The 13,571-nt window shown below is 31.7% G+C and carries 12 protein-coding genes; 1 reads left to right on the plus strand and 11 read right to left on the minus strand.

Annotated elements, in window-relative coordinates; translation table 11 throughout:
- Window positions 1-16: 16 nt before the first annotated feature.
- Window positions 17-2,557: a calcium-translocating P-type ATPase, PMCA-type gene (locus CLRAG_RS06345; RefSeq protein WP_065077614.1), complete on the minus strand. Its 2,541-nt coding sequence runs from the start codon at window positions 2,555-2,557 to the stop codon at window positions 17-19.
- Between the two features lie 458 nt (window positions 2,558-3,015).
- On the opposite strand from CLRAG_RS06345, the gene CLRAG_RS06350 reads away from it, so the two are divergent.
- The gene (locus CLRAG_RS06350; RefSeq protein ID WP_065077615.1) at window positions 3,016-4,647 is read left to right on the plus strand and encodes a putative manganese-dependent inorganic diphosphatase; all 1,632 of its coding nucleotides are present in this window, start codon (window positions 3,016-3,018) and stop codon (window positions 4,645-4,647) included.
- Between the two features lie 65 nt (window positions 4,648-4,712).
- On the opposite strand, the gene CLRAG_RS06355 is transcribed toward CLRAG_RS06350, so the two are convergent.
- The 10 genes from CLRAG_RS06355 to flhA all read right to left on the minus strand — a co-directional run bounded on the left by CLRAG_RS06355 (window position 4,713) and on the right by flhA (window position 13,571).
- On the minus strand, window positions 4,713-5,102 hold the full coding sequence (locus CLRAG_RS06355) for a hypothetical protein (protein ID WP_154104944.1): 390 nt from the start codon (window positions 5,100-5,102) through the stop codon (window positions 4,713-4,715).
- A 632-nt stretch (window positions 5,103-5,734) separates the two neighbouring features.
- A complete protein-coding gene (locus CLRAG_RS06360) occupies window positions 5,735-6,523 on the minus strand; it encodes a flagellar basal-body rod protein FlgG (protein WP_065077617.1) in 789 nt (262 codons plus the stop codon).
- 24 nt (window positions 6,524-6,547) lie between these two features.
- Window positions 6,548-7,315: a flagellar basal-body rod protein FlgG gene (locus CLRAG_RS06365; RefSeq protein WP_065077618.1), complete on the minus strand. Its 768-nt coding sequence runs from the start codon at window positions 7,313-7,315 to the stop codon at window positions 6,548-6,550.
- Entirely contained in the window at window positions 7,312-7,506 is a 195-nt protein-coding gene (locus tag CLRAG_RS06370; RefSeq protein ID WP_035788091.1) for a hypothetical protein, read from the minus strand. The genes CLRAG_RS06365 and CLRAG_RS06370 overlap by 4 nt, the downstream gene beginning before the upstream one ends.
- Before the next feature lie 2 nt (window positions 7,507-7,508).
- Entirely contained in the window at window positions 7,509-7,997 is a 489-nt protein-coding gene (locus CLRAG_RS06375; RefSeq protein WP_065077619.1) for a hypothetical protein, read from the minus strand.
- Between the two features lie 27 nt (window positions 7,998-8,024).
- On the minus strand, window positions 8,025-8,750 hold the full coding sequence (locus CLRAG_RS06380) for a FliA/WhiG family RNA polymerase sigma factor (protein ID WP_065077620.1): 726 nt from the start codon (window positions 8,748-8,750) through the stop codon (window positions 8,025-8,027).
- A 3-nt stretch (window positions 8,751-8,753) separates the two neighbouring features.
- Window positions 8,754-9,425 (minus strand): flagellar brake protein, encoded by a 672-nt coding sequence (locus tag CLRAG_RS06385; protein ID WP_065077621.1) that lies wholly within the window; start codon window positions 9,423-9,425, stop codon window positions 8,754-8,756.
- Between the two features lie 14 nt (window positions 9,426-9,439).
- Window positions 9,440-10,318, minus strand: a complete 879-nt coding sequence (locus tag CLRAG_RS06390; RefSeq protein WP_065077622.1) for a MinD/ParA family protein — start codon at window positions 10,316-10,318, stop codon at window positions 9,440-9,442.
- Complete coding sequence (flhF, locus tag CLRAG_RS06395; RefSeq protein WP_065077623.1) at window positions 10,312-11,505, minus strand: flagellar biosynthesis GTPase FlhF; 1,194 nt, start codon at window positions 11,503-11,505, stop codon at window positions 10,312-10,314. Before flhF ends, CLRAG_RS06390 begins: the two co-directional genes overlap by 7 nt.
- Window positions 11,505-13,571, minus strand: a complete 2,067-nt coding sequence (gene flhA, locus CLRAG_RS06400) for a flagellar biosynthesis protein FlhA (protein WP_065077624.1) — start codon at window positions 13,569-13,571, stop codon at window positions 11,505-11,507. Before flhA ends, flhF begins: the two co-directional genes overlap by 1 nt.

Consider the following 13,571-nt stretch of genomic DNA (forward strand, 5'->3'; position numbering starts at 1 on the left):
AGCAATTCTAATTTTTTTATTTAAAGTATAAGTAAAGACTGTTTAAAAATGCAATTATCCCAGAGAAAAACAAAACTATTGCCCACTGTGAAATTCTAAGTGCAGATGTATGAAAAACTCCACGTAAAAATGGCAAGTAAAGTATGCATAAAACCATAGTAATAGATGTAGCAACTGCAGCTAAAAGATAAACATTTGTAAATAAATTTATCTCAAATAATGAATGATTTTCTGATCTACATTCAAATACATGTATAAGTTGTGACATTATTAGAGTACAAAGTGCTATAGTTCTGGATGTCTTAAGTCCAAAGCCTAGATATAATCCTATTACAAAAGCAAGCACTGTGCACACTCCAATAAGTGCTCCCCTCACAATAATTTTTTCACTTAGTCCTCGTGCAAATATACTTTCATTTTTAGCTCTAGGCTTACCCCTCATTATATCTCCCTGAGGTGGATCAACTCCAAGAGCTATAGCAGGAAGACCATCTGTAGCTAAATTTACCATTAGTATTTGTATAGGCAAAAGCGGAGTATCTAAATAAAAAATAGAAGTAAGAAACATGGTTAAAACCTCTCCTAAATTGCAAGATAAGAGATACCTTATAAACTTTCTTATATTATCATATATAACTCTTCCTTCTTCTACAGCAGATACTATGGTAGCAAAATTATCGTCAAGTAGTATCATAGAAGAAGCCTCCTTTGTTACATCTGTACCTGCAATTCCCATGCAAATTCCTATATCCGCTTCTTTTACTGCAGGTGCATCATTTACTCCGTCTCCAGTCATAGCTACAATATTACCTTTAGCTTTAAAGGCTTTTACTATTCTAAGTTTATGTCCCGGATTAACTCTTGCAAATATGGATATGTCTTGTATCTTAACTGCAAGTTGTCTATCACTCAGCTTGTCTAATTCCTCTCCAGTTATAACCTCTGATTCATGTTTACATATGTCCAGTTCTTTTCCAACAGCAAAAGCCGTATTCTTGTGATCTCCAGTTATCATAACTGGCCTTATACCTGCTAATTTACATTTTAATACTGCATCTTTTGCTTCCTTTCTAGGTGGATCTATAATTCCCGCTACACCTATAAATATTAAATTCTCCTCCAAAGACTTACCTGGCACCACTTCTTTGTCCTTGTAAGCACCTGCTATACATCTTAAAGCATCAAAAGACATTTTTTCCACTGCTTTCAAAGCCTTATTTTTCTCATCTGAAGTAAAAATTCGTACTTCACTTCCATCTAATATATATTTGCACCTTCTTATAACTCTCTCCGGTGCCCCTTTCACATAACCTATCTTTCTTGAACCTTCTTTCATTATAACAGACATCATTTTTCTATCAGAATCAAAAGGTATATCATAAGTTCTCCTGGCCTTTCCTAAAAAGGTGTTTAAAGTTTTAATATCTTTGAAAAAAGCTTTTATAAGAGCTACTTCCGTAGGATCTCCAATAACCGCCCCTGAAATATCTGCTTTTTTCATATCAAAATTACAATCATTACAATATGTAAAAGCTTTTTTCATAAGGACATTTTCTGGTAAAATATCCTTGCCTATCCTATGTACCCTTCCATTAAAATAAAGAGCCTTTACAGTCATCCTATTTTCAGTAAGAGTTCCTGTCTTATCACTACAAATCACTGAAGTACATCCAAGTGTTTCCACTGCCGGTAGTTTTCTTATTAATGCATTTCTCTTTAACATTCTAGATACTCCAAGAGCTAGTGCTACTGTTACTATAGCCGCAAGGCCTTCCGGAATAGCAGCTACAGCTAAACTAACTCCTACTAAAAACATCTCATACTTGTCTTGACCTCTCCATACTCCAGTCAATGTAACTACAATACATATAGCAATACACATGACTACAAGCACTTTTCCAAGGGAAGCAAGCTTTTCTTTAAGAGGAGACCTTTCCTTTTCAATGTCCTGAAGCATACCTGCTATTTTTCCCATTTCTGTCTTCATTCCTGTTTCAACAACTTTTGCCCTTCCCTTGCCTTTTATCACTATGGTACCCATGTATAGTGAATTATTTTTATCTCCACTATCCTTTTCCACTCCTACAGATTCTCCAGTTAAAAGGGACTCGTCTACCATGAAATTTCCAGTAGAAAGTAAAATACAATCTGCTGGAACCTTATCCCCAGTTTCCAGAAGTATCACATCACCTATTACTAGTTCTCCTGCATTTATAACCTTCACTTTTCCATCCCTTATAACCTTTGAAGTAGGGGATGCCATTTCTTTTAATGCTTCTAAAGATTTTTCTGTCTTAAATTCCTGTACAAAACCTAGTATGGAATTCATAATTACAATAATGAGTATAGTTATTGCATCTGCTTTTTCCCCCATAAATCCGGATATAATTGTGGCTACTATAAGTATCCAGGTTATAAAATCATTAAACTGAGAAATAAATATTTTTATAGGAGATACTCTTTTTTTCTGTTTAAGTACATTGGCTCCATATTTTTTAAGCCTTCTCTCTGCCTCAACTTGAGTTAAACCACTTTCTAACTCCCTTTCATTAATCAATCTTATCCCTCCAAGGCATTTATTTTCTCTACGTTAATTAAATATATGCCCCTTTTGCCTTACATTATGACAGTCAATTCACAATCCACGGTGCACGATGCACAATTCACCATGCACAGTTCACAATTAAAGATGATTTTCTGTTGTCACAGAAAATCTAAAAATTTAATGCTCATACTGCTTAATTTTTAGATTTTTAATAACACTCTGGGAGAAAAATCTACCAAAATTATGCATTGTAAACTGTTAATTATAATAATATCTGGATATAATTAATATAAGGTTTTTAATTGAAATTTAAACTTATACGTAAAATATAATGACCTGTATAAGTTAATTTTCATTATAACCCTATATATAGATAATTAAGTGATTTTTTGCTATAATATTATGTGTATTTGTAACATTACTTTTGTAAATAGATATATTATTCATATATACACTTAGGAGGAAAAATTATGAACGATGTTGTATACATTACAGGGCATAAGAATCCGGATACAGATTCTATATGTTCCGCAATAGCTTATGCTGAATTTAAAAATAAAATAGGAGTTACAACAATTCCTATACGGTTAGGAGAGCTAAATAAAGAAACTCAATTTGTACTTGATTACTTTAAAGTTACCCCACCAAAACTAATGGAAAATGTTAAACCTCAAATTTCTGATTTAGATATTGATAATGTAAATCCTATATCCCCTGAAACCTCCATAAAAACAGCTTGGTCAATGATAAGTAAAAATAATGTTAAAACCCTCCCTGTAGTAGATGGAGACGATAAATTAATAGGTGTTGCATCTCAATCCAACATAACCTCCTGTTATATGGACATATGGGATTCCAATGTAATTCAAAAAAGCGGCACTACCCTTGAAAATATACTGGATACATTATCAGCCAAATGTGCTTATGCTTCCAATGAAAACATCAAGTTTACAGGAAAAGTCATAATTGCTGCAATGCAGCCAGAAAGTATCTGTGAATTCATAGAAGAAGGGGACATAGTTATATGCGGTGACAGGGTAGACGCACAGGATATTATACTTGATTCCAAAGCTTCACTTATGATAATAACAGGAAATCACACAGTAAATGATGACATACTGGAAAAAGCAAAAAAAGTTAATTGTTCCATTATAGTTACTCCTTATGATACTTTTACAACTGCTAGGCTAATCCCTCAAAGTATTCCTATAGGGTATGTGATGAAAAAAGATAACTTAGTCTGCTTTAAGACAAATGACTTAATAGAAGATGTAAGAGAAGTTATGCTTCAAACCAGATACAGAAGTTATCCTGTAGTGAATTTAGAAAATAAAGTTATTGGAAGTATGTCTAGATATCATTTAATATCACAAAACAAAAAGAAAGTAATACTTGTAGATCACAATGAAAAATCTCAATCTGTTGTAGGATTGGAGGATGCAGAAATACTTGAAATATTAGACCATCACAAGGTAGGAGATATCCAAACTGGTTCACCTATATATTTTAGAAATGAACCAGTAGGTTGTACAGCAACTATAGTTGCATCCAAATTTTTTGAAAATGGCATAAGACCATCTCAAAAAATTGCAGGACTTTTATGTTCTGCTATAATTTCAGATACCCTTATGTTTAAATCACCTACTTCCACAGATTTAGACAAAATGATACTTAGAAGATTAGCAGCTATAGCTGAAATAGATCCTGAAACCTTCTCTAATGATATGTTTAAAGCAGGTTCTTCTCTTGAAGGAGAAACTCCTGAAGAATTATTAAATCAAGATTTCAAAGCATTTAATATTTCAGAAGTAAAAGTAGGTGTTGGACAGATTTCGACTATGGATACAGAAGGATTTAAATCCATTAGGAAAGACATTATAAAGGTTATGGAATCAAAATGTAAAGAAGAAAATTATGGTCTTATAGTTCTTATGGTAACAGATATATTAAAAGGTGGATCTGAATTAATTGCCATAGGTGAAAAACAGGATGTAGTTTCTAAAGCCTTTAACATAACTTTAACTGATAATGGTGCCTATGTTCCTGGTATTCTATCAAGGAAAAAACAGGTTATCCCACCTCTTACTGCTGCCATGTCTTAATACAAATAAAAGGGCTACTGCAATAGCAATTTTTTGAAATTGCTTTGAGTAGTCCATTTTTCTTTTTAATCCTGAATATCCGATATATCTACAGTTCTAATTCTTGTACCACCATAACTGTCATCTACAGTTTCCTGTTCGTCTTCCATATTTTTTTCTTCTGGCTCTTCTTCCTCTTGTTCTGTTTCTTCTTGCAAATCTTCATATTTTTCATCGAAAGGTACATATTCCGTTTTTTCTTCAGAATCATAATATGGATATGTTGGTGCTGGTGTCTGCATATAATTTGTAGGATACATGCACCTCATATATGCATTCTTCCTAGCATTTAAAAACATAGGGCACATTCTATAAAAGTCAGGGGAGTACATATTCTGAGGATAGTCCATATCCCCATCATACATATAATCTTCTTCCATATATTCATCTTGGTCCATAAAAGGACATCTATACATAACACTGATCCTCCTGAAAATATTACATCTGTACATTATATGTATGTACCTTGCATATGTTTCATAAAATTATAGAGTTTCTCAGTTGAAAGTTGACTTATACAGATCATATAATAACAAATTTCATCACTATAAAACTTTTAATAAGTCTAAAGCTTGGTATTTTGAAAACCTAAAGGTACTTAGATAAACTCGTACCTCAGACATATCTAAGTACCTAAGGTTTTCTAAAATACCAAGCTAAGACTTATTTAAAAAAGTTTTTAAACGTGATTTCAATTTTGTTATTATATTTTATATATAAGTTCAAGTTTCAACCCAGAATACCTCATACAGTGTTACTCTTGAAAATAAATATATATGAAGAAATACTTTATAAAGCTTTTTAACTTAAAAATCAACTTATACGCAGGCATATTTTTACAATAATGAAGCTCTTTTAAATATTTTGTATATAAGACTTAGTGAAAAATTTTTAAAAAATCTAGAACTTTTGAATTGTTTGAGGTACGAGTTTTCAAAAATTCTCAGCATTTTTTAAAATTTTTTGCTTAGCCTTGTCAAAATATTTAATGAGCTGAAGGTTGTAAAAAATATCCGGAGTATAAGTTGATTTTATGATTAGAAACTCTCTATCTCTTCATACCGTTTATGAGTCCCCACATTTCATCTGAAGTAGTAAGTCCTTTTGATGCAAGTTCAAAAGACCTCTGTGCCATTATCATATCTGTCATTTCTCTTCCAATATCTACATTAGACTGCTCCAAATAGCCTTGAACCACATGTGCTTTGGTATTTATATTCATTTGTACATTGTTTGCTGGCTGGTATAAATTAGCTCCTATAGATTTCATGGAATTCTGCCCTACTGCATTATATATATTTATCTTTCCATAAAGTACGCTTTGATTACCAACATTCATGTATATTTGTCCAGTTTTTTCATCTACTTTAAAATTATCATTTTTAAATACTGTCCCTGCATTAAATAAACTGCTTCCTTCTGCTGTAAGATTAACTTCAAGCTTATTTCCATTACTGTCCACTAAATTTCCATTTCTGTCTAGAGTAAAATTTCCTGCCCTTTCATAAGCTGCTGTTCCATTTCCTAAAGTTACTTTAAAATATCCATCTCCATCTATAGCCATATCCGTTTTAAGCCCTGTTACTTGAATTGGACCCTGAGTATTATCTCTAATCCATTCTGTAGCCTTTACCCCTGTACCATTTATTGTATTTGTCCCATTAGGATTAGTAGGATATCCTTTTCTGTTTAAGGTTTCATACACTAGATCACTAAATTCTACATTTTCTTTTTTATATCCTACAGTATCTACATTTGCTAAATTATTGGATATACTATTTAACTTATCCTGCTGTGCATTCATAGCACTTACACTATTCCACATAGCTCTAAGCATACAAAATCATCCCTTTTCTATTAATTATACTTTACCGCCTTCATTTATTAGCTTTTCCAAAGTTTCATCTATTGATTGAACTGCCTTTTGGTTAGTTTCAAAAGATCTCATAGTTGTAAGCAATTGAGACATTGTATTTACTATATTTACATTAGATTTTTCAAGTGACTTCTGCCTTACCACAGCATTTGTCTCTGCAGCATTTGTTCCTGTATATAAATTGTTTCCAACCTTTGTCAAAGTGTTATAATCATTAAAATCTACTGTATAGAGCTTATAACTTGGAGTTCCGTCTATACTTATATTTCCATGATCATCTGAGATCATGTTCCCATTTCCCACATTCATTTCACCTAACGCACCTGTCCTAGTATTTCTTGCCAAAACACTGTCTCCCGCATCATTTACCAGTACTCCATTTGTATTTACGTGAAAATGACCATCTCTCGTATAATACTCTCTTCCATCCTGTGCCCTAACAGTAAAAAATCCTCTTCCATCAATAGCAAAATCAGTAGACACACCTGTAGAATCTATTGATCCTTGGGTAAATCCTGTTTTAACTGAATCAATTTCACTTCCAAGACTTATAGATCCTATTATATTTCTCACACTTCTATTTCCTTCTGTTTTGTCATAATTTTGCAAAAGCATATCATTAAAGCTTTTCACCACAAGATCATCCTGCTTAAATCCTACAGTATTTGCATTTGCTAGGTTATTTGTTATAACATCCTGTTTTGCCTCTTGAGTTATCATTCCAGATACTGCAGAGTAAAAACTTCTAATCATTTACTTCCTCCTTTATCCATAACTTTCATTTCATCAGGATAATGCATTCCCATTGACCTTGCCTTATCCTCAATTTGACTTTTACTCATTTGGTATTGGATCTTAACACCGCTCATTATAAAAGTAGTTATTAAAATACCTATACCTATACCTATAAGTATCTTTCTATCACTAAAAAAATCAAAAAACATTTTTATTTTGCATACAATTCTTTTATTAATAGAACTTCCCCCTTACCAATACCAGTTTTCTCAGATATATCACTTACAGAAATATTATCTTTTAATAATCCTCTTATTTCATCAATTTTAATATTATTTGCATACTCTTCAGCAGCCTTATCTGAATTTTCACTTTTTTTTGGTTCTTCTTCAGTATTATCTTCATCGTCTTTGATATCTTCAATTTCTTCTTCCACCAATTTTTCCTCTACTTCTTCAGATAAAATAGCTTCATGAAAATCCTGATTACCCTGCTTTTTTAAATCTTCAATTTCTTTTTGAAGTTCAAGTATAGTTTCTGCAAATTCCTTTCTTATTTTGCCAATTTCCAATTCATAGTTTCCCATTTCATTTTGCTTTACATTTAATTTGTCTTGAAAAGAGTTTTTTTCTTTACGTACTGCATTAAAATTTAATACTACTAAAAGTATTCCTGCTATAATCAATATGATTGGAACCATAAAATTTTCTCCCTCTTAAAAACATTTCTATACATACTTCAATTTAGTCATGTTTTTTCTCAAATGTAAAATTGCCCTGCTGTGAAGTTGACATACCCTAGACTCGGATACATTCAATATATGTCCTATTTCCTTTAAAGTCAACCTTTCATAATAGTATAGGGTAATAACTAAATTATCTTTTTCATTTAAAAGATCTAACGCTTTGGCTAAATACTCCAGCATTTCTTTTTTCTCCAAACTTTTTTCTGGACTTGGACTTTTAGTATCTTCTACAGTTCCCATAAGTGGAATGTCATCATCTTCAGAAAATATCAAATCTTCTAGAGATACTATAGATATATAGTTTATATAATTTTCAATTTCCATCATTTTTTTCAAAGGCATACCTAATTCATTTGCTATTTCTTCACTTCTAGGTTCTCTTCCTAGTTTAATGCGAAGGGAATCCATGGCTGCATTGTATTTATTAAGCTTGTCCATGGCTCCTTTAGAAATAGGACTGTTTCTCCTAAGTTCATCTATCATAGAACCTTTTATTCTTATGGACGCATAAGTGGAAAATTTCATTCCCCTATCTTTATCAAACTTGTTTATTGCATCAATAAGCCCTAACATTCCATAACTAACCAAATCTTCATATTCAATGTATTTGGTCTTTCCTATTATAACCCTAGAAGCAATGTATTTTACTAGAGGAAGATACTTTTTTACCAATTCTTCTTTTATATCTAATTTATTTGCCAAAGCCATATTTTAATCCTCCTTTGCTCCTTTTTTTATGTGCTGTCTCATAATTTGAAATAATACCCTTATTATTCTTTCTCTACTATTCTTGTCCATATCTATAAAAGATAATCCACAGGTCAATTTACTTTCATCCTTGCTGTTACTAATTCTCACTAGTTTTCCTTTTAAAGTTAAACTGTCATTTTCCATTGGAATCGTCACTATAATAATGTCTCCATGTTTTAATTTATCTTTCATTTTTACATCTACAACTATTTTCATTCCGCCGCCGCTCATGTCTACAGAGCATGCTTTAAACACTTCAACTTGATCATTTAAGTGATATAAGTCCTTTTCTAAAGGAAAAATGGCACACAGCACATCCAAAATCAAAGGTACTCTTACAAAATTTCTTCTTTGACAAATTTGAACTTTTTCAGGTTTCTTCAGTATAATCATAAGTATTCTCTCTATTTTACGCCCTACAACCACAGTATTAAATTTGTATACATTTTTTCCCTCATAATATATAACATCCACCTTTTCACTTTTTGAAAGAGGCATATACTTATGATTGTTTACGGGTATGCTTATACTTATACAATCTTCTGACACATCCTGAATATTACTTTTATATATTTCATTGTCCACTTCTATTTCAATTCTGCTATTAACTGTAAACTTAATGTTGGAATCCATCTTCTTCCTTCTCCTTATGAAAAAGTATTAAAAATCTTTTTAAATAAATCCTGTATACTACTTTTCCTGCTGTCTATTTCAGTTCCTGACAATTTACTAGCTATTAAATTTATATCCTTAGAAGCTTGAGAGTTGGGGTAATTTATCAAAAATGGTACTTGATTTCTAACAGCCTGAACAAGTTTTTTGTCTTCTAATATACAGCCTAGATATTTTATTTCCACATTTAAAAATCTATCTACTACACTCTTAAATTTATTAAAGGTTTTCTCTCCTTCTTGAACATTAGAAGCTTTGTTTATAATTACTTGTATAAAATCGTTTAATTTAAAATAACTTACAGCTTTTGCTAAACTATATGCATCCGTAAGCGATGTAGGTTCTGGTGTAGTAATTATAATAAGTTCCTGACAACAGGCAATAAATCCTAGTACATCTCTATTTATTCCAGCACCTGTATCTAGTATTATATAATCCAAATCTTCTAGTAAAGATACCTTTTTTATAAATTCTTTTTTTTGGGATTTCGTTATATCTGCAATCTTTGAAATTCCCCTTCCACCTGGAAGTAATTTTACTCCAAAAGGTCCTTGTATGATAACCTCTTCTATATTTCTATTCTTACATATGGCATCATATACACTATATTTAGGTAAACATCCCATTAAAACATCGTCATTACCCATTCCCATATCTGCATCAAATATAAGTACATTTTTTTTCATCTTCTGTAGTGCTATAGATACATTTACTACAAAATTGCTCTTTCCAACTCCCCCTTTTCCAGAAGTAACAGTTATTATCCTAGGTTTTTTACTGCTAGGTACTTTTTCTTTTCTTGTCTTTTTGTCCTCTTGAGCTAATTTTCTAAGCTCTTCAGCCTGGTCTAGCATATAATATCCTCCCCAAGTACAAGTTTAACTAATTCCTCTGTATTCATAACTTTTATATCTTCCGGTACATTTTGTCCTGTAGTAACAAAACTTATAGGTTTTTTTGCAGCTTGTAAAATATTTAATATAGATCCATAAGTAGATGTTTCATCTAATTTAGTTATTATAACATTATTATAATTAAGCTCCTTGTATCCTTCTACTATCACATCTATATCCCTGTTTTTAGTAGTACAACTTATAACTAAATGTATATTATCCGTATTTACCTTATCTATAAATGCCCTGAGTTCTGATATCTGCATCTTATTTTTGCTGCTTCTTCCTGTAGTATCTATTAAAATCACATCACAATCTGACATATTCTCTATAGCTTTTCCCATGTCCTTTATGGTAAACACTACTTGAAAAGGTATATTCATTATATCTGCATAAGTTTTAAGTTGTTCTACTGCACCTATTCTATAGGTATCTATAGTTATAAGTCCTACTTTTTTCTTTTCAATAAGAGAAAGCCTACCTGCAAGTTTAGCAATAGTAGTAGTTTTTCCAACACCTGTAGGTCCCACTAATACTACTATGTTTTCAAGTACTTTATCTTCTACTTTTATCATACTTGTAACTACTTCTTTTAGCTTCTCCTCTTCATCCCTATCATCTTCTATCATATTTACTCCATTTAAAATTGTGCTCACTACTTTACTATTGAAATCACTATTTTCAAGCTTTATCTGAAATGCGCTTTTTCCTACATTGCCATAAGAACCCTTCATCATTTCATTTAACATGCCTTTCATCTGCTGCATTTCTTTTATAATAGAGTTGTTATTTTTATCCACTATATTATTTTCATAATTACACTCCGATGTATTGTAATTTTCTTTAGTATCATTATCTATAATTTTATCACCTTTTACGTCATTACATAAGGTGTTATTTTTCATTTTATCATTTACAATTTTTTTTATTGCCGCAATACTGTCTTGCATTTCTTCTTCACGGTTGTTTTCCTTTTTCTTGTTGTCTACAGCTGCAGTTACCTCTAAAATTTTTCTAGAGAAAAAACCTAATATGCCAGGTTTTCTTATTTTTCTCTGGCTTATTATTACGGCTTCCTTCCCAAGCTCATACCTAATTCTCGTAATAGCTTCATTCATATTATTGACTTTATATCTTTTAATGATCATTATATTGAAACCACTCCTTCGGTTTTTATCTCTACATCATTTGGTATTTCATTTAATGATAATACATTTACCGATGGAAATACCATTTCAATTAATCTCCTGAAAGGTGCCCTTATATTAGGTGAAACTAAAATTACAGGTTGATTTTCATAAAAATAGACTGATTCTAGTAAACTTTTAATTGAATTTAATATCTTACTTGTAGTATCCGGATCTACTGCTGGGAAAGAACCCTGCATTGACTTTTGAATATTGCTTCCTATTAAATCCTCCAGCTGTTTAGATAAAGTGACTACTGTAATAACTCCATTTTCATCTATAAGTGAATTGCATATACTTCTTCCTAATGCAAATCTAACATACTCTGTAAGTACTTCTATATCTTTTGTATTTCTTGAATTATCTGCAAGAGATTCCATAATAGTTACCATATCCTTTATAGAAACCCTTTCTCTTAAAAGATTTTGAAGTACCTTTTGAAGTTCTCCTATAGTAAGAAGGTCAGGTATGAGTTCCTCAACTACAGTAGGATACTTTTCCTTTACAGAATCCACAATAAGCTTAACTTCCTGTCTTCCAAGTAATTCATAAGAATGATTTTTAATTGACTCTGTAAGATGAGTTACCATAACCGTAGTAGGATCCACTACTGTAAGTCCTTTTATTTCTGCTTCTTCTCTTTGATCTTTATTTATCCATATAGCAGGAAGCCCAAAAGATGGCTCTGTAGTGCTTATTCCTTGAATATCACTGTTTGAATTAGTAGGGTCCATACACAGAAGCATATTTGGCATAAGCTCTCCTTTTGCAATTACTGTACCTCTTATTTTTATTACATAACTATTAGTATTTAACTGCAAATTATCTCTAATTCTAATTGGTTGAACTACTATTCCCATTTCAATAGCACACTGCCTTCTTACAGAGGTTATTCTCTGAAGTAGATCTCCTCCTGAACTTTCATCTGCCAGTGGTATTAATCCATAACCTATTTCCACTTCCATGGGTTCCACAGATATTAAGTTCATTACATTTTCTGGTTCTTTATTCTCTATTTGAGTTATTTCCTGTTGTTTCATTTCCTGCTGCTGCATATTATGCTGCTCTTCATCTTTGTAAAGCATATATGCAGCTATCATACAAGCTACTGATAAAATTAAGAATGCTGTATGTGGAAGACCAGGCACTATAGCTAGAAACAATAACACTGCACCGGCAATAGCTATTACTTTAGGAAAACCTGTCAGTTGTTTAATAGCAAGAGTACCAAAACCTTCAGCACTCCCTGAACGGGTGACAAGTATACCTGAAGCTGTAGATATAAGTAATGCTGGAACCTGAGATACAAGTCCATCACCTATACTAAGCTTTGCATAAGTTTGGGCAGCTTCAGAAGCACCCATTCCCTTAATTACTATACCTATTACAATACCTGCTATTATATTTATTACTACAATTAAAAGTGATGCCACAGCATCTCCTTTTACAAATTTAGATGCACCATCCATAGCTCCATAAAAGCTTGCTTCTTCTTGAAGTTTTTCTCTCTTATCTTTAGCACCTTTTTCATCAATTAAACCAGAGTTTAAATCTGCATCTATACTCATTTGTTTTCCTGGCATTGCATCTAAAGTAAATCTTGCAGAAACTTCAGCAACCCTGCCGGAACCATTTGTTATTACAACAAACTGTATGATAATTATAATCATGAATATTATTACCCCTACTATATAATTATCTCCTACTACAAAGCTGCCAAAAGCATTTATGACTTCCCCTGCATCTCCATCCCTAAGTATAAGTCTTGTAGAGGATATATTTAAAGCCAATCTAAAAATTGTAGTTATTAAAAGTAAAGTAGGAAATATGGAAAATTGTAATACTTCCGTAGTAAACAAGGTTAAAAGTATAATTATTATAGACAGTGTTATATTAAATGAAATTAATACATCTAAAAGTTGTGCAGGCATTGGAATTATAATCATAAACACTACTGTAATAACTACTAATGCCATTATTATATCTAAGTTATCTTTTAGTTTAAACTTTTTTTTACTTCTTTCCAA

It is taken from the genome of Clostridium ragsdalei P11, assembly GCF_001675165.1.
GTDB classification, from domain to species: Bacteria; Bacillota; Clostridia; order Clostridiales; family Clostridiaceae; genus Clostridium_B; species Clostridium_B ragsdalei.